General features: G+C 72.1%; 15 protein-coding genes and 2 pseudogenes. 8 read left to right on the top strand and 9 right to left on the bottom strand.

Annotated features, from left to right (window positions below; all coding sequences use genetic code 11):
* Positions 1-7: 7 nt before the first annotated feature.
* The 3 genes from AB0H87_RS11420 to AB0H87_RS11410 all read right to left on the bottom strand — a co-directional run bounded on the left by AB0H87_RS11420 (position 8) and on the right by AB0H87_RS11410 (position 5,497).
* Entirely contained in the window at positions 8-3,214 is a 3,207-nt protein-coding gene (locus AB0H87_RS11420; protein WP_360142835.1) for a lamin tail domain-containing protein, read from the bottom strand.
* Positions 3,215-3,310: 96 nt separating this feature from the next.
* Positions 3,311-4,330: a GNAT family N-acetyltransferase gene (locus AB0H87_RS11415; RefSeq protein WP_360142857.1), complete on the bottom strand. Its 1,020-nt coding sequence runs from the start codon at positions 4,328-4,330 to the stop codon at positions 3,311-3,313.
* A gap of 72 nt (positions 4,331-4,402) precedes the next feature.
* Positions 4,403-5,497: a lytic murein transglycosylase gene (locus tag AB0H87_RS11410; protein ID WP_360142833.1), complete on the bottom strand. Its 1,095-nt coding sequence runs from the start codon at positions 5,495-5,497 to the stop codon at positions 4,403-4,405.
* Between the two features lie 62 nt (positions 5,498-5,559).
* On the opposite strand from AB0H87_RS11410, the gene AB0H87_RS11405 reads away from it, so the two are divergent.
* The 3 genes and pseudogenes from AB0H87_RS11405 (at position 5,560) to AB0H87_RS11395 (ending at position 10,050) form a co-directional block, all read left to right on the top strand.
* Positions 5,560-5,778 (top strand): zinc ribbon domain-containing protein, encoded by a 219-nt coding sequence (locus tag AB0H87_RS11405; protein WP_360142831.1) that lies wholly within the window; start codon positions 5,560-5,562, stop codon positions 5,776-5,778.
* 263 nt (positions 5,779-6,041) lie between these two features.
* Positions 6,042-8,828, top strand: a pseudogene (locus AB0H87_RS11400) (adenylate/guanylate cyclase domain-containing protein); the annotation flags it as partial.
* Positions 8,829-9,036: 208 nt separating this feature from the next.
* On the top strand, positions 9,037-10,050 hold the full coding sequence (locus AB0H87_RS11395) for a potassium channel family protein (protein ID WP_360142829.1): 1,014 nt from the start codon (positions 9,037-9,039) through the stop codon (positions 10,048-10,050).
* On the opposite strand, the gene AB0H87_RS11390 is transcribed toward AB0H87_RS11395, so the two are convergent.
* From AB0H87_RS11390 to AB0H87_RS11380, 3 genes are all read right to left on the bottom strand, one after another.
* Positions 10,047-11,081: a 2-oxoacid:ferredoxin oxidoreductase subunit beta gene (locus AB0H87_RS11390; RefSeq protein ID WP_360142827.1), complete on the bottom strand. Its 1,035-nt coding sequence runs from the start codon at positions 11,079-11,081 to the stop codon at positions 10,047-10,049. The two genes, AB0H87_RS11395 and AB0H87_RS11390, sit on opposite strands and share 4 nt — an antisense overlap.
* Entirely contained in the window at positions 11,074-12,921 is a 1,848-nt protein-coding gene (locus tag AB0H87_RS11385; protein WP_360142825.1) for a 2-oxoacid:acceptor oxidoreductase subunit alpha, read from the bottom strand. The genes AB0H87_RS11390 and AB0H87_RS11385 overlap by 8 nt, the downstream gene beginning before the upstream one ends.
* 194 nt (positions 12,922-13,115) lie before the next feature.
* Complete coding sequence (locus AB0H87_RS11380; protein WP_360142823.1) at positions 13,116-14,513, bottom strand: hypothetical protein; 1,398 nt, start codon at positions 14,511-14,513, stop codon at positions 13,116-13,118.
* Between the two features lie 162 nt (positions 14,514-14,675).
* On the opposite strand from AB0H87_RS11380, the gene ndhC reads away from it, so the two are divergent.
* Positions 14,676-15,053: an NADH-quinone oxidoreductase subunit A gene (ndhC, locus tag AB0H87_RS11375; protein ID WP_360142821.1), complete on the top strand. Its 378-nt coding sequence runs from the start codon at positions 14,676-14,678 to the stop codon at positions 15,051-15,053.
* Here ndhC and folP read toward each other — a convergent pair.
* A complete protein-coding gene (gene folP / locus AB0H87_RS11370; RefSeq protein WP_360142819.1) occupies positions 15,050-15,919 on the bottom strand; it encodes a dihydropteroate synthase in 870 nt (289 codons plus the stop codon). The genes ndhC and folP overlap by 4 nt on opposite strands.
* Before the next feature lie 125 nt (positions 15,920-16,044).
* Between folP and AB0H87_RS11365 the strand changes: the two are divergent.
* From AB0H87_RS11365 to AB0H87_RS11350, 4 genes and pseudogenes are all read left to right on the top strand, one after another.
* Positions 16,045-16,518: pseudogene (locus AB0H87_RS11365) on the top strand (DivIVA domain-containing protein); the annotation flags it as partial.
* 446 nt (positions 16,519-16,964) lie between these two features.
* The gene (locus tag AB0H87_RS11360; protein ID WP_360142817.1) at positions 16,965-17,450 is read left to right on the top strand and encodes an SRPBCC family protein; all 486 of its coding nucleotides are present in this window, start codon (positions 16,965-16,967) and stop codon (positions 17,448-17,450) included.
* Positions 17,451-17,483: 33 nt separating this feature from the next.
* On the top strand, positions 17,484-18,053 hold the full coding sequence (locus AB0H87_RS11355; protein ID WP_360142815.1) for a DNA-3-methyladenine glycosylase I: 570 nt from the start codon (positions 17,484-17,486) through the stop codon (positions 18,051-18,053).
* A 31-nt stretch (positions 18,054-18,084) separates the two neighbouring features.
* The gene (locus tag AB0H87_RS11350) at positions 18,085-18,660 is read left to right on the top strand and encodes a hypothetical protein (protein WP_360142813.1); all 576 of its coding nucleotides are present in this window, start codon (positions 18,085-18,087) and stop codon (positions 18,658-18,660) included.
* A 169-nt stretch (positions 18,661-18,829) separates the two neighbouring features.
* Here AB0H87_RS11350 and AB0H87_RS11345 read toward each other — a convergent pair whose 3' ends face one another.
* Entirely contained in the window at positions 18,830-19,621 is a 792-nt protein-coding gene (locus AB0H87_RS11345) for an enoyl-CoA hydratase-related protein (protein ID WP_360142811.1), read from the bottom strand.
* Positions 19,622-19,623: 2 nt separating this feature from the next.
* Positions 19,624-20,160: PaaX family transcriptional regulator C-terminal domain-containing protein (locus tag AB0H87_RS11340; protein WP_360142809.1), on the bottom strand; the 537-nt coding region annotated here is incomplete at its 5' end.

Here is a 20,160-nt window from a genome sequence, read left to right as displayed (position 1 = left end):
TACGGGGTCAGTCGTCGTTGCGGATGGTGCCGATGCCGATCGGGTCTGCGAGTACCAGGCCTGGGATGCCGGCTACGAGCAGCGTCAGCGTCTCGTTGGGCTCGCGCTGCCGGTCGCCCTTGATCGTGACGTCGACCGTGGTCGACGTCGCGCCCGCGGGCAGTGTGCGGCAGCCGATCACCGGGTCGTAGTCGGACCCGGCCCGGGCCGTCAGGCCCAGCGTGGTGCCGCAGAGCAGGACCGGCTCCGAGAGCGGGCGGGAGACCGAGACCGTGAATGTCAGCCTGGTCGTGCCGCTGTTGCCCTCGACGACGTCGGCGTCCGAGACCTTCAGTTCCGCCCGCGAGTTGAAGCGGGCGACCTGCGGGTCGTGGTCGCTGGAGCCGCGCGAGCCGTCGCCCGCGTAGTTCGCCGCCCAGTCGGCGTTGATGTGGGCCGCGCGCATCTGTACGAGGTCCGCGTGCAGCTTGTCGTTGACGAACAGGTGGTCCAGGGTCTGGGCCTGGCCCTCGAACGAGTACGAGTACGCGCTGGCCGGCACGTCCTGTACGAGGTTCTCCCACAGGTTGTGCAGGCCCGCGTCGTAGAGCGGGGCCAGCTGGTCACCCGGGTTCGACTGGACCGGGTCGTCGGGACGCGGGAAGACGTTGAGGTCGCCGCCGTACGCGACGCGGGCGTTCGGGTCGGCGGTTTCGATCGCCTTCACGATCGCCGCGCCGTAGGCCGCCTGCTCGCGGCGCTGGCCGATCCGGCCGTCCGGGCCCGACGAGTAGTGGTTGCTGACCGCCCAGAGCACCGAACGCTCGGTGCCGCCGGGTGTCGCGGCCACCAGGAACTTGGCCACCTGAGGTGCGCGGGTGAAGACGTCGGAGCCGTCCACGCCCGTCGAGGTGTCCACGTCGGACGGTAGGTCGGCGTTCAGCGACTTCGGGTTCTGGACGTCCGTGTTGTAGGGCAGGGCCTCGCCCCGGTACGTGACACCGGGGTCCGCGCCCAGCACCGCGTCCGCGGGGGCCAGGCTCACCCGGTCCGTTCGGTACAGGAACGCCGCCGTGATGCCGCGGTCGTCGGCGCCGTCACGGTCGTAGGCCGCCGCGTACCCCGGGCCGCCCTTGGCCTTGATGGTCAGCGCCAGTTCCTGGATGGTGTCCGGTGCGCCGTCGGCGTTGTCGGTCGTGCCGCAGGCCAGCTCGGTGCCCGAGACCGTGCAGATGTCCTGGTCCTCGGCTTCCTGCACCAGGATCACGTCGGGGCTGTGCAGGTCGTTGGTGATCTGGTCGGCCAGCGCGGCCAGCTGGTTGTCGTAGTCGGCCTGATCGACCGGGACGTAGTCGAACGGCGGTGAGACACCCGGGCAGCCCGTGTTGCCCAGGAAGTCGCAGCCGTCGAACGGGTCGTCGCGGAAGTCGTACAGGTTCTCGACGTTGTACGTCGCCACCGCGTACTCCGTGCTGCGGTTGGCGGGCTTCGGCGGGTTGTTCTTCGACGGGTCGGTGCCGCCGGTGAAGGTCACCTGCTCCGGCTGGATGCCGTACTTGTCGAACGAGAAGTAGAGGCCGCCGACCGCGTCGCTGGTGAGCTTGTCGAAGGTGTGCGCCGGCGGGAGCAGCGTCGTGCTGTCGCCGGAGCGGTCCTTGACGCCCATCGAGCCGAACATGATCCGGTTGCCGTTCTCGTCGTCGAACCGCGCCGGGTTGTTGTCGAGCGGGTGCGAGTCGCGGAAGACCCGGCGGGCGTACGGGTCGGCGCGGTCGAGCAGCGGGTCGTCCTTGTCGACCACCCACACCTCGGAGTCCGCGGTGCTGGCGAACACGTCCCGGCCGCTGACGGCCTGTGCGCCGGCGCGGACCCGCATGCGCATGCCCTCGTGGCGCTCCCAGAAGCGGTCGGCCGTCGCGAGGTCGACCGGCGGCACCGCGTCGGTGACCGTGACGTCGACGCCACCGGCCAGCTTGGACACGAGGGAGGCGCTGGCGATCTCGGTCAGGTTGAAGAACTCCGTGACCCGGCCACGGATGACGATCTCGTCGCCGACCACCGGGACGTAGCCGCCGATCAGCGTCTCGAACGTGCTCGTGTAGACGAAGACGCCGTCGGACGTGAGCGGGTCGCCGTCCTCGGTGCCGGGGCGGCTCTGCAGGAAGAAGCCGTACTGCAGGGCGCCGGCCTCGGTCCGGGACAGCGTGCGCTGGGTGACGACGCCGCGGATGTCGTACAGGAGCTGGCTGTTGCCGCTGGCCGGGGCGAGCGGCGAACGGTCCAGCCTGCCCTGCTCGGCGTCGGTGGTCTGGCCCTGCACCTCGCCGACCGTGAGCGCCCGGTTGACCTGGACGGTCAGCGTGCAGGACGCGGTCGTGCCGTCGCCGTCGGTCGAGGTCACCTGGACGGCATAGCCGCCCGCCGGCAGGTCAGCGCTCGCGCTGATCGTCGCCGTGGCGGTCGCGCCGGGGGTGAAGGCGGTGCGGGTGATGCTGCCGGCGGTCGGGGTCGGCGTGACCGAGGTGACGGCCAGATCGGTGATCGTGTCGTCCGGGTCCGTCGCGGTGACGTTCCGGGTCGCAGCCGTGCCGACGGCCGTGTAGAGCGCGCTGCCGCAGGTGAGCACCGCGGGCGCGTCGACCGGGCCGCCGCCGGTGGAGTGGCTGCCGAGACCGTCGAACGTGTCCTGTGCGAACCCGTCCCACTGGGTCGCCGGGTCGAACGCGTCGCTCGGGTCCGTGTCGCCCGCCTCGACCGTCGACTTGCGACGGAGGGTGTTGTCGGCGGTGCTGGCCAGCCCCGTGCCCCACTCGGTGCCCGGGTCGACGCCGACCTGGCCGAGCGAGTCGACGACCGCGCCGCCCTTGCTCAGCACGACGGCGTCGTCGCCGTTCCACAGGCCGGAGCCGGTGGTGGCGTCGGCCTGGGCCAGGATCGCGGGGACCGAGCCGGAGTGGGCGAAGACGAACACGTCGCCGGCGGCGACCGAGCCCGTCAGGCTGGTGTTGAAGGTCGCCGTGGTGGCGCCGTTGAAGTAGACCGAGAGCTGGTAGCCGGCCAGGTCGACCGCGGCTCCCGTGCCGTTGTAGAGCTCGACCGCCTTGTTGTTGGACGAGCCCTCCACGTATTCAGAGATGATCAGGTCGGTCGGTGCCGCGAGGGCCCCACTCGATACGCCGACGAGCGCGGCGGTCGTGGTGAGAGTCGCGGCCGCCAACAAAGCGGGCGCGCGCATAGAGCGCAAGACAGCCTCCAGGGGTGGCGGGGGCAGGGAGAAACCAATTAGGGCTGTCTAGCAGCCCCGCATGGCGATCAAGTGTCGGCTCGCTGACTAAACGCCGTGTTCGAGGCGGCGCAGGACGTCGGCCACGTCGGCGCCGTACTCGTACCACTCGCGGTCGGGCTGGAAGCCGAGCTCCGCGTTGACCTTCAGCATCGACTCGTTGGCCTGGGCGTTCCAGGTCTGCACCTCGGCCAGCTTGGGCTCGGCCGAGCGCAGCTCGAACAGCATCCGGGCCTTGATGGCGCGGTCGATGCCGTAGCCGCGGTGGTCCTGGGCGACGATCGTGTCGTACTGGTCCGCGCGTGTGGGGTGCTGTGCCGGCACGACGACCTCTGTCAGCCCCGCGACGTCGCCGGTCTTCTCGTGGATGGCCAGCACGATGTAGGGCTTCATGCCCCGCCGGTGCAGGCAGTCGAGGCTCGCGCGGAGCCGCTGGGGGTCGTAGGAGCTGGGTCGCAGGTCGAGGTCGCCGTCGTCGATGTCGCGCAGCTCGGCCTTGGCCTTGGCGTAGGGCTCGAGCAGGTCGTCGGGCGGCCCGCCCGGGCAGAACTCGAGGCGGTAGCCCGCGCCGATGCCGCGGGCCATCTCGCCGAGCGTGAGCCAGTCGACGGAGTTGAGCCGGAGCACACTGCGGGTCTCGGTGTATTCGCGCACGAAACCGACCGACTCGAAGAACGTGACGGCCGGGGTGCCGCCGACAACCTCGGCGCCGACGACGGAAAAGCCTTCGTGATAGGTCTTGCGGGCGGCCTGGGCGAGCATTTCCCGCGCCAGCCCGGCGCGCCGTGCCTTGGGGTGGATCAGCAGCTCGATCACGCCGATGTCGCCGAGGAGCAGCACGTTGGCGTGCCCGAGGACCTTGGCCGGCCGGCCCGGCTCAGCGGGTTCTTCGGCGAGCCAGGAAATGCGTCGCTCGCCGGGCATCGTCTCCGCGAGATATTCACGGAGGTAACTTTCTTGCCACAGTGGGTCATCCGGGAGGTCCGCCATGAGCACCGCGTTGAGGCTGTCCAGCATCGCGCGTAGCTCTTCGGCGGAGGCGGTTTTCGGATCCCACTCGCGCACCATCACCTGTCTAGCTTGCCGCTAACGGTCCCGGTGCGAAAGGCCTTAGTTCTCCAAAGTGCCGATGTGACTACGCTACGTGCGGCTCCTGGTTCCGTAGTCGTTGGCCGCGTCGTACACGTCGCGGGCGTATCGCTGCACGTCGTTGTAGCTGAGGATGGCTCCCCACCAGTCCTGCACGTTGTTGAGGTTCCGCCCGTTACGACACAGATAGTTAGCTGCTGCCAGGGCTGCGTCGTCGATGTCGTGCGGGTCCTTGATGCCGTCGTTGTCCGCATCGACCCCGCTGGTGTTCCAGGTGCTGGGGATGAACTGCATCGGGCCGACCGCGCGGTCGAACGTCGAGTCGCCGTCGAGCTGGCCGTCGTCGGTGTCCCGGATCTCCTGGCGGTCGCCCTGGCCGTCCAACGGGAGCCCGACGATGTGCGGGAACGACTGGCCGTTGGCGGCCAGCGTGGCGCCGTTGGCCGTGCCGTGCGCCGACTCGACCTTGCCGATCGCGGCCAGCGTGGTCCAGGAGAGCCCGCAGCCCGGCGTGGTCTGGCCGACGACCAGTTCGGCGTAGCCGTACGCCCGCACGGCGGTGGAGCTGATGCCGACCTTCGCGGCGACCTGGGTGGCCCACGCGCTGATGACGTCCGCGGGCTGTGCCACACCGCCCAGCGGCGGGTTGGTCGCGTTCTGCGTCGGGGCTCCGGTCGGGAACGTGGGAAAGCCGGGATTGCTCGGCACCTGGTCGGTCGGCAGCGCCATGCCCGGATCGGTCGAGGCCGGTGCGGCCGTGGACGGCACCGCGTCGGCCGGGCTCGGATGGGCGGCGGGCGGCGCGTTGGCCGGCAGCACCACGGCGCCCGCGACGGCGGTCATGCCGACCAGCACGAAGAGCAGCACGCCGGGCAACACGAGCCGGCCGCCCGGTGAGCGGGACCAGCGGCCGAAGGCGACGGCCCGGGACCGGATCGCGGCACCGGCCGGGAAACCCCGGCTGCCGGGCCGTTCCACGCCGGGCGGCGGGCGCTCGGACGGATCCCACGTCCGGTCGAGATCGATGTCTACTTTGGTCGGTGATGGCGGGGGAGCGGGCGGCGGCTCACCACCGCGCGCGCGTTGCTCCGGCACTGAAGCGCGCAGCTTCGCCGGACCCGTCGGTGTCTCCTCCCCGGCACCCACGTGCACGAGACTACCCAGCCGGGTCCGTCCTGCGGTACGCCGGAGGTCGTACCCTGTCTGGCATGCCCCGGTATGAGTTTCGTTGCCGCGCGTGCGGCAGCACCTTCGAGGTCAACCGTCCGATGGCCGAGGCCGGCGCGCCCGCGCAGTGCCCGGACGGCCACGCCGACACCGTCAAGCTGCTCTCCACGGTCGCCGTCGGAGGCCGTGCCGGTGCGTCGCCCGCACCGGCGGCCGGCGGTGGCGGCGGTGGCTGTTGCGGTGGCGCCTGCGGCTGTTGACCCCCGCCCGCGACCCCTGGTAGATCATCCGTTGGTCTGATCAACACTGGCCGACGGTGCCGCAACCACCCACCGGACACCTCGTTACTCAGCCGTGACACCGCGGCCGGTCACCCGCGGTTAACCCCGGCGTGGCACGTTGCTCCAGGTGGGAGCGGGTTTTCGACCTTGGGCCCCGCCGGGCCAGCCGAACCTACGATGCGCCGGCGGACCGGAGTGCGGCAGCATGGACCCCGACTTCCAGGGGGGCGGAGGTTTCTGGCGTGCCGGGACGAGTTCACCTTCCCAGTGGGTTGGTGACTTTCTTGTTCACCGACATCGAGGGCTCGACACGACTGGCCCAGATGCTCGGTGCGGGTTACCGGCCGGTGCTCACCGAGCATCGGCGACTTCTGCGCGCCACCCTCGCCGCCAACCACGGTGTGGAGCTGTTCACCGAGGGCGACTCGTTCTTCGTCGCGTTCGACGACGCCGCCGCCGCGCTGGACGCCTGCGTCACCGCACAGCGCGCGCTGGCCAACCATGACTGGCCGACGCCCGAGGCCACCCCGAAGGTCCGGATGGGCCTGCACACGGGCCACGCGGTCCCGCTGGCCGGTGAGTACGCGAGCCCCGAGGTGCACCGGGCGGCCCGGATCGCCGCCGCCGCGCACGGCGGCCAGGTGCTGCTCTCCGCCGCGACCGCGCACCACGCTGCGCCGCTGCCCGCCGACGCCTCGCTGATCGACCTGGGCCTGCACCGGCTGCGCGGCTTCGACGACCGCGAACGCCTCTTCCAACTCGTCGCACCGGGCCTGGCCCGCAACTTCCCGCGTCCGCGCACGGTCGACGAGGCCGTGCACAACCTGCCGACCCAGGTCACCTCGTTCGTCGGCCGGCAGACCGAGCGCGCCGAGCTGACCACCCTGCTGCGCGACAACCGGCTCGTCACCGTCGTCGGCGCGGGCGGCGCCGGCAAGACCCGGGTCGCCGTCGAGGTCGCCGGCCCCCTCGTCGACTCCTACCCGGACGGTGTCTGGTTCGTCGACATCGCCACCGTGACCGACCCGGGCCTGGTCGCGTTCGCGATCGCCGCCGTCTTCGGCCTGCGCCCGGAGCCCGGTCGCCCGATGATCGACACGTTGGTCGACTACGCCGCCGGCCGGCGCATGCTGCTCATGCTCGACACCTGCGACGCCCAGCCCGGCGCCTCGGCCGAGGCCATCTCCCGGTTGCTGACCGGTGGCAGCGCGCTGCGGGTGCTGGCCACGAGCCGGGAGCCGTTCGGATTGCCGGGCGAGGTCGTGTGGCGGATCCCGCCGCTGTCGACCGAGCCGGCACCCGGTGGCGGGCCCAGCGACGCCATGGCGCTGCTGCTCGACCGCACGGCCGCGGCGCGCGGTGGCCGGCGGGGCGGCCTCGCCGAGTCGAGCGAACTGCACCGCGTGGTGGCCCGGCTCGACGGTCTGCCGCTGGCGATCGAGCTGGCCGCGGCGCGGCTGCGGGTGCTCTCCGCGAGCCAGCTCGCCGAGCGCCTCGACGACGTGCTCGGCACGCTCGACGCCGGCCGGGAGGACGCCGACGAAGGCCTGGCCGCGTACGCCGGCGCGGAGTACGCCGCGGTCGCGGGCAACCAGGAAGACACCATCGACCTCAACGCGGCGGCCCTCGGCGAGGCGCGCAGCGCGAAGACGCGGGCCGCCCTGCGCTCGGCGACCCAGCGGCACGCGACCATGCAGGCGACCGTCACGTGGTCCTACCGCACGCTCGGTCCCCGGGCCGCCCGGCTGCTGCGCTGGCTGTCGGTCTTCGCGAGCCCCGTCGACCTGACCACCGTCGAGTGGCTGCTCGACGACGACCCGCTCGACCCCCTGGCCGTCCTCGTCGACAAGTCGATGATCCAGGTCGAGCCGCACGGCACGGCGAGCACCTACCGCATGCTCGACCCGATCCGGGCGTACGCGGCCCGCCGCCTGGTCGACGCCGGTGAGGCGCAGGGCGCCCGCGACCGGCACGTCGCGTGGTGCGTCCACGCGCTGGAGCGGGTCTCCCACGGCGCCGACGGCCGGCCGGTCACGCTCTCGCTCGCGGCCCTCGACCCGCTCGCCGACGAGGTGCGCGCCGCGCTGCGCTGGACCGCGACCGGCGGCTCGGCGCGGATGGGCCTGCGCCTGGCCGGGGGACTCGACCAGTGGTGGCGCGAGCGCGGCCTGGCCCGGGAGGGCCGGCTCTGGCTGTTCCGGCTCTACGGGCGGATCGCCGAGACCGGCGAGCCGATCCCGGACGCGGAGCTGGCGGCGGCGTACCACATGCACTCGCAGCACGCGGCCGCCGACGGCGAGTTCGCCGAGGAGCTGCGGTTCGCACAGCGGGCCGAGGCGGCGGCGCAGCAGGCGGGCGACGCCGGCCTGCTGGCGCGGGTGATCGCCGGCCGGGCCGGCCCGCTGATCGACATGGGCCGGCTGGGCGAGGCCGAGCGGGCCAGCCGCGACGTGATGGAGTGGGCGACCGGCAACGGCGTGGCCAGCGAGGCGCTCGTCGCCGTGCTGAGCCTGGCCGAGCTGCTCTGGCAGCGCGGCGCCCTCGACGAGGCGGCCGAGCTGCTGGGCGCCGCCCGCCCGCTGGAGGCCGCCCGTCCCGCCGAACGTGGCCGGCGCACCGTCGACATGCTGCTCGGCATGGTGGCGCTGGCCCGCGGCGACCTCGTCGCGGCGCACGACCACCTGGTGGTCGCGCTGCGGTCCCGGATGGCCTACGGGTTCCGGAGCCGGGCCTGCGACAGCCTCAACGCGATGGCGGTCCGGTGCGCGCACGGCGGCGACCCGAAGACCGCGGCCCGGCTGTTCGGCGCCGCGCAGGCGACCCGCACGACGCAGCGCGGCGCGGGCGGGCTGTTCGCCACCTACTGGTCGCAGGAGCAGGACGCGACGCGGGCGGTGCTGGGCGACCACGCCTTCGACGCCGCGTACGCCGCGGGAGCGGAACTGACGCTCGAACAGGCGGCCGGCATGGCGCTCGCGGTCGAGCACCCCGACCTGGCCGCCGGCTCGAGCCGGTTCGCGGCCGAGCCGGAGACCGCCCGGCACCAAGCCGACCCGACCGGCGACGACGATGAGACGACTGTCTCTTTCCGCGATCCGCGCACCGAGGCGCAGCCGCCGCACCCGCGCCGTTCGCGCACCTACCGCGGTGCCCTGATCGGCGACGCCGAGACCGACACCCCTTAGGGGCAAACCGCCGCGCGGGTCTTGGGTACGGTGTGGGCGTGCTGGAGCCGGTGTGATCCACTTTCCCCGAGTGCGCCAGAGTCCCCTGCGGGCACTCGGTGTGCGCCTGCTCGCCGCCGTCGGGCTGGTCGTGCTGATCGTGGTGATCGTCTACATCGACCGGCGCGGCTACCGCGACGTCACCGACACGCCGCTCTCGTTGCTCGACTGCGCGTACTACGCGGTCGTGACCCTGTCGACCACCGGCTACGGCGACATCACGCCGGTCAGTGAGTCCGCCCGGGTCGTCAACGTCTTCGTGATCACGCCGGCGCGCGTGCTCTTCCTGATCATCCTGGTCGGCACGACCCTCGAGGTGCTGACCGAGCAGTACCGCACCAATCTGCGGCTGACTCGGTGGAGGAAAAAAGTGAAGGACCACGTGATCGTGTGCGGGTACGGCACGAAGGGCCGCAGCGCGGTCAACGTGCTGCTGGAGGACGGCCTCGACAAACGCAAGATCGTGGTGGTCGAGCGGGATCAGACGGCGCTGCGGTCAGCGGTCGCCAACGGCCTGGTCGGCATCGAGGGCTCCGCGACCCGGTCCGCGACGCTGCTCAACGCGCACGTCAAGGACGCCAAGGCGGTCATCATCGCGACGCACAGCGACGACGCGGCCGTCCTCGTGACGCTGACCGTGCGACAGTTGACCGCCGGCAAGGTCCGCATCATCGCGGCCGCCCGGGAGGCGGAGAACGCCCCGCTGCTGCGGCAGAGCGGGGCGCACCACGTGATCGTGTCGGCGTCCACCGCCGGCCGGCTGCTCGGGCTCTCGACCTCGGCGCCACCCCTGATCGAGGTCGTCGAGGACCTGCTGACGCCCGGGCAGGGGATGGCGCTCGCGATGCGCTCGGCCGAACGCAAGGAGGTCGGCTTCGCGCCGCGCGACCTCGATCCGCTGGTGATCGCGCTGGTCCGCCGGGGCAAGGTGGTCTCGCTGGCGGACCCGGCCGGCCTCACGGTCGAGACCGGCGATCTGCTGGTCTACGTTCGTGACGACCGGCCGGCCGTGCCGACAGCCAGTTAGAGGATCGTCCAGGTGTCGCCGGAGGTGAGCAGGCCGGCGAGTTGCTCGTCGGGCGAGCCCGTGGCCTTGGCCTGTGCGGTCTCCGTCTGCTCCCGGACCCGCTCGTCGTAGGACGACCGGTCGACCTTGCGGAGCACACCGATCGGCGTGTTGCGCAGGTCGAGACCCGGGAGTCGGGACAGCGCGAACGCGTACGCCGGCTCGGCGACGGTCGCGTCGTGCACGACGATGTCGGCCGGGTCGACCGAGGCCGTCTCGCGCACCTCGAGGCCGAAGCCGCCCGGCGGGTGCACGACGCAGCGCTGCCCGTCGGCGCCGAACGTGATCGGCTGGCCGTGCTCGAGGCGGATCAGGTATTCATCCCGGGTGGCCGGGTCCTTCAGCGTCTCGAAAGCGCCGTCGTTGAAGATGTTGCAGTTCTGGTAGATCTCGACGAACGCGGAGCCCTGGTGCTCGGCCGCCGCCCGCAGCACCGACTGCAGGTGCTTGCGGTCGGAGTCGATCGTCCGGGCGACGAACGTGGCCTCGGCGCCGAGCGCCAGCGACAGCGGGTTGAACGGTGAGTCCGCCGAGCCGACCGGCGTCGACTTGGTGATCTTGCCGAGCTCGGACGTCGGGGAGTACTGCCCCTTGGTCAGGCCGTAGATCCGGTTGTTGAACAGCAGGATCTTCAGGTTGACGTTGCGGCGCAGCGCGTGGATCAGGTGGTTGCCGCCGATCGAGAGCGCGTCGCCGTCACCGGTGACCACCCAGACCGACAGGTCCGGCCGGCTCACCGACAGGCCGGTGGCGATCGCCGGCGCGCGGCCGTGGATCGAGTGCATCCCGTAGGTGTTCATGTAGTACGGGAAGCGGGACGAGCAGCCGATGCCGGAGACGAACACCGTGCGCTCGCGCGGGATCTGCAGCTCCGGCATGAACGACTGCACGGCGGCGAGGATCGCGTAGTCACCGCAGCCGGGGCACCAGCGAACCTCCTGGTCGGACTTGAAGTCCTTCTGGGTCAGCTTCAGGGCGACGGGCTCAGCCATTCTTCACGACTTCCTCGAGCATGGACTCCAGCTTGGCGGCCGTGAACGGCAGGCCGCTGACCTGGTTGTAGGGGATGGCGTCGACGAGGTAGCGCGCCCGGATCACGTGGGCGAGCTGGCCCAGGTTCATCTCCGGGACGACCACGCGGTCGTACGCCTTCAACACGTCACCGAGGTTGGCGGGCATCGGCGACAGGTGCCGCAGGTGCGCCTGTGCGATCGGCAGGCCGCGCTGGCGCAGTGCCCGGCAGGCGGCGCCGATCGGGCCGTAGGTGGAGCCCCAGCCCAGCACCAGCGTGCGCGCGTCACCGTCCGGGTCCTCGACCTCGACGTCCGGCACCGGGATCGCCTCGATCCGGGCGGCCCGGGTGCGCACCATGAAGTCGTGGTTCGCCGGGTCGTACGAGATGTCGCCGGTCTTGTCGGCCTTCTCCAGACCGCCGATCCGGTGCTCGAGGCCCGGCGTGCCGGGGATCGCCCACGGCCGCGCCATCGTGACCGGGTCGCGCAGGTACGGCAGGAACGTCTTGCCGTCGTCGCCGTTAGGCTCCGTCGCGAACTCGACCCGCAGGTCGGGCAGCGAGTCGACCTCGGGCAGCAGCCACGGCTCGGACCCGTTGGCGACGTAGTTGTCGGACAGCAGGATCACCGGCGTGCGGTAGGTCAGCGCGATCCGGGCGGCCTCGAGCGCGGCGAAGAAGCAGTCGGACGGCGACCGCGGCGCGACGACCGCGACCGGCGCCTCGCCGTGCCGGCCGAACAGCGCCATGTTGAGGTCGGCCTGCTCGGTCTTGGTGGGCATGCCCGTCGACGGCCCGGCCCGCTGCACGTCGATCACCACGAGCGGCAGCTCGAGCGCGACGGCCAGCGAGATCGTCTCGCCCTTGAGCGCGACGCCGGGGCCGGACGTGGTGGTGATGCCGAGGCTGCCGCCGTACGACGCGCCGAGCGCGGCACCGATCGCGGCGATCTCGTCCTCCGCCTGCATCGTGGTCACGCCGAACCGCTTGTGCTTGCTCAGCTCGTGCAGGATGTCGGACGCCGGGGTGATCGGGTAGGCGCCGAGGAAGACCGGCAGGCCCGAGCGCACGCCGGCAGCGACGAGGCCCAACGACAGCGCCTGGTTGCCGGTGATGTTCCGGTAGGTGCCGGGGCTCATCCGGGCGGGCTTGACCTCGTAGCGGACGCCGAAGTCCTCGGTCGTCTCGCCGAAGTTCCAGCCGGCCTTGAACGCCGCGATGTTGGCCGCGACCAGCTCGGGGCGGGCGGCGAACTTGCGCTCCAGGAACCGGATCGTCGACTCGTAGGGCCGCGAGTACATCCAGGAGAGCAGGCCGAGAGCGAACATGTTCTTCGCGCGCTCGGCGTCTTTCTTCGACACGTCGTGGTCGGCCAGGGCACCGATGGTCATCGCGGTCAGCGCGACCGGGTGCAGCGCGTAGCCGTCGAGCGAGCCGTCCTCGAGCGGGTTCGCGGCGTAACCGACCTTGGTCAGGTTGCGCTTGGTGAACTCGTCGGTGTTGACGATGATGTCGGCGCCGCGGGGCAGGTCACCCAGGTTGGCCTTGAGCGCGGCCGGGTTCATCGCGACCAGCACGTTGGGCGCGTCACCGGGGGTGAGGATGTCGTAGTCCGCGAAGTGCACCTGGAAGCTCGAGACACCGGGCAGGGTGCCGGCGGGCGCCCGGATCTCGGCGGGGAAGTTCGGGAGGGTGGAGATGTCGTTGCCGAGCTGGGCGGTCTCCGAAGTGAACCGGTCGCCGGTGAGCTGCATGCCGTCGCCGGAGTCGCCAGCGAAGCGGATGACCACGCGATCCAGTTGACGGACCTGTTTGGTCACGAGAAGCTGACCTCCTTGCCGGACGGCGGCGGCGGGGTCGCGCGTCGTTGGGCCGTCCCGCTCCATGTTGTGTCTTTGGAAAGCGTACGTCCCGAGAACAGCCTTTCCACGTATCGGGTCCCGCCCGGTGAGACGACCTTCTCACGTCGGGGTCAGGGTTACCTTACTTGTGAGCGAAAGCACTGCTTGTCGCCCTAGTCAGGGGCCGGCCCGTCGAGGATCGCGGTGTTGTCGTCTTCTATACGGCGACGCAGTGACGTGGTGGCCAGCGTGAGTGCCAGCACGACCAGCAGAACCGAGACGATGACCAGCGCGAGTGCGGTCTTCTGCACGGTCGTGAGGCCACCGGAGGTCTCGGCGACCGGTGCGAAAGCGCCGATCACGCCCTGCGATGCGGTGGTGACGGCGTTCGGTGGGCTCGCCGCCGGCGTGGCGGTGGCCGCGGCGGCGGTGATCCGGAAGCTCATCTGCATCTGCTTGGTGCGGCCGCTCGAGGTGAGCATGCCGGAGACGGCACCGGACAACGGCGCGAGCCGCTGTGCCTCGATCGTGGCGAGCAGTGACAACGTGGCGGTGCGCGTCTCGCCGGCCGTCACGACGCCCAGGTCACAGCGCGTGCGATCGCCGCTGGTGGTGCACCCGGCCGGGTGGGTGCCGACCGTCACGCCGTCGGGCAGCACCACCTCGACCGCGCCCGTGGACGCGGTGTCGCCGGTGTTGGTCAGCCGGACCGCGAGGTTCGCCGGCTCGCCGGTCGAGGCGAAGGCGACCTCGGAGGCGGCCAACTGGATCCCGGCGACGGGCGGGCCGGGCGGGAAGAGCACCGCGAAACCCTGGTTGTCGCCGACCGTGCCGAGGTCGGACCGGCCGGGCGCGCTGGCCGTGACGTCGACGGAGCCGAACAACGGCATCCGCCGCCAGGCGTCGCCCGCCACCCGGACCTTGATCGAGGCGGAGAAGCGCTTGCCGGGGCCGGCGGTCCAGGAGCCGCAGGTGTACGTGCGACCGGCGGCGCGCTCGCAGCCGGGTGTGCCGGCGTCGGTCACCCCGGCCGGCAGCGTGTAGCGCATGGTCAGCCGCTCGACGATCGTGCCGGTGTTGGCCACGACCACCCGCAGGTCGGACCGACTGCTGCGGTGCGACCAGTAGGACGAGCCGAGGGTGATGTCGTCGGTCCAGACCAGTGCCGCCAGCCGCGGGCGCTCGCCGGGCAGCACCGGTCCCGGCTGTTCGGGAAGGGTGCGGGTCGGCCCCGGCCCGCCGGTCGGTCGCTGGCTGGGCCGGGCGGTCTCGGTCGGCTCGGCGGTCGGCTGCTCCGTCGGGTCGGCGGTCGGTGTCGCCTCGGTCGGCGTCGGGCTGGGCGGGTCGCTCGGTGCCGGGTTGGTCGGCGGGGAGTCGGGCTCGGTCGTCCCGGGATCGGGCTCGCCGGGGTCGCCACCGGGGTCGTCGCCCGGGTCGAGCGCGGCGGGCACGGTGTGCGGTGCGGCCGCGCCGGACGACGGAACGGTAACGATCAAGGTCGTCATGCCGGCCGCGATCAGGCCGGCGACGAGCGCGCGGAGGATCGCGGGCATGCGGGGTCCACTCGGCATGGCTCCTCCCCCGTCCGTTGCCGTTGGGTGATTCATTATTCGGTGTTGCTTGCCGTTGGACACCCGTTCCGTCGGAAACAAAACCGTAACTACTGGTCCCGGCCGTCCTGGCGGACTCATCGGCGGGTGCGAATCGGCCGAACGGCGGTAGAGTGCCGTGCCATGACGGGTTACCTCGGGTCGTACGCGACGCTGGGGCTCCTGCTGGTGGCGAGCGTGCTGATCTTCGTCGGTGCCTTCACCGCGAACCGGCTGCTCAGCCCGGCCGATCCCGCCGAGCCGGCCGGAAAGCGCGCGACGTACGAGAGCGGCATCGACCCCGTCGGCGGTGACTGGGCGCAGATGCAGATCCGCTATTACGTCTACGCGTACCTTTATGTGCTTTTCGCGGTCGAGGCCGTTTTCCTCTTTCCGTGGGCCGTCGTCTTCGACCGCCCCGGCTTCGGCGCGACGACGGTGGTGGAAATGGCCATCTTCGTCGCGGTTCTCGCTTTGGGCATCCTCTACGCCTGGCGCAAGAAGATCCTCAACTGGACCTAGGCGAGCCCGCGGCGGGAGACCGCCGGCTGTCGGTCGCCGCGAATGGTGGCGACCGTGTCGAGCGCCCGCCGCGTCTCCTTGACGTGGTGGGCGCGGAACAGGCGGGCGCCGAGCCAGGCCGATACCGCGGTCGCCGCGAGTGTGCCCTCCAGCCGCTGATCGACCGGCACGTCGAGGGTCTCGCCGATGAAGTCCTTGTTGGAGAGTGCGACCAGCACGGGCCAGCCGGTGGCCACGAGCTCGCCGAGGCGGCGGGTCAGCTCCAGCGAGTGCCGGGTGTTCTTGCCGAAGTCGTGCGCGGGGTCGACGACGATGCCGTCCGGGCGCACGCCCAGCGCCTCGGCCCGGCGCGCCAGCGCCGTGACCGTGTCCACCGCGTCGGCGACCACGTCCCGGAAGGCCGCCCGGTGCGGGCGGGTGCGCGGCCGCAGCCCGCCGGCGTGCGTGCAGACCAGCCCCGCCCCGGTCGCGGCGGCCACCTCGGCCAGGTGCGGGTCGGCGCCGGCCCAGGTGTCGTTGATCAGGTCCGCGCCGGCGGCGACCGCCTCGGCGGCGACCTCGGCGCGCCAGGTGTCGATCGAGATGACGGTGTCCGGGAAGGCGGCGCGGACGGCGGCGACCGTGGCGACCGTGCGGGTGATCTCCTCGGCAGGGTCGACGTGGTCGCCGGGGCCGGCCTTCACCCCACCGATGTCGATGATGTCCGCGCCGTCCTGGATCGCCGCCTCGACGGCCCGCAGCGCCGCGTCCGCGGCGAAGGTGGCACCCCGGTCGAAGAACGAGTCGGGTGTGCGGTTCACGATCGCCATCACCACGAGGTCCGTCGGGCCGAACGTACGCGGACCCAGCCGCAACTCGCCCGACATCTGGCTCCTCCTGTCACCGTGGTCCTCCGGCCGCCGTAGGACGTCCGGCTTGATCCTTGCCCGCGAAGGTGGACCACGGGGTGGCGGGGTCGACCCTCCCGACCGGACATGCCACGATCGGGCGTATGGGTCAGCTACTCCTTATTGTGGTCGTCGCGGTCACGGTCGCGGCGGTCGTGTTCGGCGTGACCGTTCTGGTCAGCGGCCGCGACCCGGGCCTGTCGCCCGCCGAACCCGACGGGCGGGCCTTACCGCTGCCCACGACCCGGCCACTGCGGGAGTCCGACCTCGGCGACGTGCGCTTCGACCTGACTACGCGGGGTTACCGGATGGCCCAGGTCGACCAGGCGCTGCGCCGGGCGGCGTACGACATCGGCTACAAGGACGAGCTGATCGGGGTGCTGGAGGCCGAGGTCAACGCGCTGCGCGAGGGCCGGACCCTCGACGCGGACGCGCTGCGCCGGGCCCGCGAGGCCGCCCAGGCGCCGCCGCCCGCCGCGCCCGTGGCCGAGCAGCCGGCCAAGCCGGGCTGGACCGAGTTCACCCAGCCGGCTGAAACCGAGCCGGACGACGAGTCGGCCGCGGCCGGGCCGGCGGACGACGAGGCGGCGCGCACCGAGCCCGTGGCCGCGGAGCCGGTGGCCGAGCCGGCGGCGACTGCGGAGCCGGCGGACGTTCCGGACGAGTTGCCCCAGGACGAGCCCCGGTCGGTGGGGGAGACGGCCGTGGTCGAGCCCGCCGCGGCCGGCGCTCCGGCGGACGCGCCGGTGGTGGAGCCGGCCGCCCCGACCGAGCCCGCCCCGGCCGAGCCGCCCGCGGACGAGTCGTCGGCCGGTGCCGTGGCGGCGAAGCCGCGCACCCCGGCCCGCCGCGCCGCGAGCAAGACGTCCCGGCCGACCAAGCGCGCCGCGGCCGCCGAAGACGCCGAGTCGACCGACCAGACCGACGCCGCTTTGCCCGAAGGCGCGCCCAGCACGAAATCGCCCATCGGGTCGGAAACCTCGGCGACCGCGAAACCGGCGGAAGACGCCGAATCGGCGCGCCGATGAGGGAGCGGGACCTGCGCGAGGCCGCGCAGCCCGGCGCCGGTGAGGTCACCGCGACGGTCATCGTCAACGCGCCGGCCAAGCAGGTCTACGAGGCGTTCACCGCCTGGCGCCGGCAGGGCGAGTGGATCCCGTTCACCACCGTGCGGGTGGTCGAGGGGGACGGCGGCGAGGGCAGCGTGATCGAGGCGGTCACCGCGATCGGCCCGGCGCTGCTGCGCGACGAGATGCGGGTCGCTCGGCTGGACCCGCCGTACGAGGTGCGGGTGATCCACCAGGGTCGGCTCCTGCGGGGCCCGGGCGTGCTGCGCTGCACCCCGATGGGCCAGGACCGCACGCAGGTCGTCTGGCACGAGTGGTTCCACCTGCCCGGCGGTGCCGCGGGCCGGGTCGCCTGGCCGGTGCTCTGGCCAGGCTCGAAGCTCAGCCTGACCCAGGCGCTCAAGCGCTTCGCCCGCCTGGTCGAGGCGGGCCGGCTGCCCTGAGTCCTGTCGTACCCCACTCATAGGCTCGTGGCTGTGAGTGACCTTGTGATCGGCGCCGACGGCAAGGCGCGCTGCCGGTGGGGCAGCAGCACCGACTACCTCACCTACCACGACACGGAGTGGGGCAAGCCGCTGCACGGCGACGACCACCTCTACGAGCGGATGACGCTGGAGGCGTTCCAGTCGGGCCTGTCCTGGCTGACCATCCTGCGCAAGAGGGAAAACTTCCGTGCCGCGTTCGACCACTTCAAGATCAAAAAAGTCGCGGCGTACGACGACGGCGACGTCGCCCGCCTGATGGCCGACGTCGGCATCGTGCGTAACAGGCAGAAGGTCGACGCCGCGATCGCCAACGCCCGCGCGGCGCTCGAGGTCGACGGCGGGCTGAGCAAGCTGCTCTGGTCCTTCGCACCGCCGCCGCGGCCGCACCGCCCGCGCTCGTTCGCCGAGGTCCCGGCCATCACCCCGGAGTCGACCGCGCTGGCCAAGAACCTCAAGAAGCGGGGCTTCCGGTTCGTGGGTCCGACCACGGCCTACGCGCTGATGCAGGCGACCGGCATGGTCGACGACCACCTGGCCGGTTGCCACGTGCCACCGCACTGACCTGCCGACGGCCTGTGATGGGATGGTTGGCATGGCACAGTGGGCGGTCGTCATCCCGGAGGCTCGGCTGGCAGCGGAGCGCCTCTTCCACCACGAGACGCTGGAGCTGTCCGACGGCGGCGACCTGCCGGGTCCGGCCGAGGGCGACCGGGTCCTGGTGGTGGCCGAGGAGCCGGCGCCGCGCGTCGTGGCGTTGGGCCGGGTCACCGGCGCGGCCGGCCGGGCCGACGACGACCCGGACAACGCCGACGTCGCCGCCCGCGGCCCGGTGGTGGTCACCTACACGCGCCGCTTCTTCGACGAGCCGACGGTTGCCGAGGAACTGACCCTGGCGGGCCCGATCACGGCGGTCGACGAGCGCACCTACGAGACGCTCTCGGCCCGCCTCACCCCGGCCGTCGACAACCGCACGTGGCTGGTCAGCCTCGACCTACCCATCGAGGCACCGACCTCGGCCGAGGCGGTCCGGCTCTTCTGGAGCTACGTGATGGAGCTGGGCCCGCGCGAGCTGCCGACCTACGTCGCACCGTCCGACGACGAGCTGGCCATGCAGGCCTTCGTGCTCGGCGAGGAAGCCAACCAGGACCCGGAGGAAGACGACGACTGATCTCGCCTTCGGTGCTTCGGCGCGCCGGAACCCAGGCCTGACCCGCGCATTTGCTCTGCATCCATATGCGCATCACCCCGCCTGACCAGCGATGCGTATATGGATGCAGAGCAAATGACAGCGGCGAGGGCCCCGGCCGTCCGGATTCGCGACTGTCTTCGGGGCGACGCTAGCGGCCCTCGAAGGTCGGCCTCTGCTTGTTGACGAACGCCGTCGTGGCGTTGCGGTGGTCGGCCGTCGCGCCGCTGATCGCCTGGGCCTGTGCCTCCGCGGCGAGCGCGTCGTTGAGCGTGCCGGCGTCGCCGATGGAGAGCTGGCGTTTGATCGCGCCGTAGGCCACCGTCGGGCCCGCCGCCAGGCGGGCGGCCAGCTCCTGCGCGGTCGGCAGGACGTCGGCGTCGGCCTCGACCAGGCGGGTCAGCAGGCCCAACGAGCGGGCCTCGTCGGCCTTGACCTGCTCCGCCAGCATCAGCAGCTCGATCGCCTTCGCATGGCCGACCAGGCGGGGCAGCGACCAGGACAGGCCCGTGTCCGCGGCCAGGCCGACGTTGGCGAACGCCATCAGGAACGACGTGCTCGGGCCGCCCACGCGGAAGTCGGCCAGCAGCGCGAGGCCCGCGCCGGCGCCGGCGGCCATGCCGCCCACCGCGGCGACCACGGGCTTGGCCAGGCCGGCCAGCCGCGACGCGATCGGGTTGTAGTGCCGCCGGACCGTGTCCAGCGGGTCCGTGTTGCCGGACTCCAGCACGCCGACGTGCTCGCGCAGGTCCTGCCCCGCGCAAAACGCCCGGCCCGCGCCGGCGAGCACCACCGCGCGGCAGGACCGGTCGGTCTCCAGGGCCGCGAGCGCGTCCCGCAGCGCCTCCTTGAGCGGCACGTCGAGCGCGTTCATCGCCTCGGGCCGGTTGAGCGTCAGCGTCACCACGGCGTCGGTGCGGTCGACGAGCAGCACGTCACTCACTGTCAGGAACCTTTCGATCGGGCGGCCCGCAGGCCCGCTTCGAGACAGCTTTCCACGTATCGGTCGGCGGCCGGGCGCAGCCGGGTGGCGTGGCGGTCGAAGAACGCCGCCGCGTTGGTGCCCGCCCAGCGCTCGGGCAGGAGAGCCGGCGGCAGTTGCGGGTCGCGGAACAGGAACGTCCGCCACGCGTGTACGAGCCGGAACCGCGCCGCGTACGCGTGTTCGTCCTCGCTACGCGGCGTGATCTGGGTGAGCAGGGGGCGCTGTTCGGCGACGAACGCCTCGTACGCGCCGCCGATCTCCTCGAGGTCCCAGGCGCGGCGGACGACCGCCATCGCCCCGGACGTGCCCGCCGCATGGGTCGCGGTGAACCGTTCGTAGCCGATGCCGGCCTCGACCAGCAGCGCGTCGACGTCCGGCCCGGGCCGGGTGGCGACCCAGGTGCGCTCGTCGAGCATCCCGTAGCCGAGATAGCTGAGGTTGGCACCGGCTCGGGCCTGGGCTGCCCGACCTGGCCGCGGTGCACCGACGCCTCGTAC

The organism is Asanoa sp. NPDC050611 (assembly GCF_040654855.1).
Lineage (GTDB): Bacteria > Actinomycetota > Actinomycetes > Mycobacteriales > Micromonosporaceae > Asanoa.
This window is presented reverse-complemented; position numbering and strand designations above follow the sequence as displayed.

Coding starts and splice junctions, on each gene's coding strand:
- ndhC (WP_360142821.1), top strand. CDS start 14,676: ATGACGGGTTACCTCGGGTCGTACGCGACGCTGGGGCTCCTGCTGGTG.
- AB0H87_RS11405 (WP_360142831.1), top strand. CDS start 5,560: ATGCCCCGGTATGAGTTTCGTTGCCGCGCGTGCGGCAGCACCTTCGAG.
- AB0H87_RS11350 (WP_360142813.1), top strand. CDS start 18,085: ATGGCACAGTGGGCGGTCGTCATCCCGGAGGCTCGGCTGGCAGCGGAG.
- AB0H87_RS11390 (WP_360142827.1), bottom strand. CDS start 11,081: ATGGCTGAGCCCGTCGCCCTGAAGCTGACCCAGAAGGACTTCAAGTCC.
- AB0H87_RS11380 (WP_360142823.1), bottom strand. CDS start 14,513: ATGCCGAGTGGACCCCGCATGCCCGCGATCCTCCGCGCGCTCGTCGCC.
- AB0H87_RS11415 (WP_360142857.1), bottom strand. CDS start 4,330: ATGGTGCGCGAGTGGGATCCGAAAACCGCCTCCGCCGAAGAGCTACGC.
- AB0H87_RS11420 (WP_360142835.1), bottom strand. CDS start 3,214: ATGCGCGCGCCCGCTTTGTTGGCGGCCGCGACTCTCACCACGACCGCC.
- folP (WP_360142819.1), bottom strand. CDS start 15,919: ATGTCGGGCGAGTTGCGGCTGGGTCCGCGTACGTTCGGCCCGACGGAC.
- AB0H87_RS11360 (WP_360142817.1), top strand. CDS start 16,965: ATGAGGGAGCGGGACCTGCGCGAGGCCGCGCAGCCCGGCGCCGGTGAG.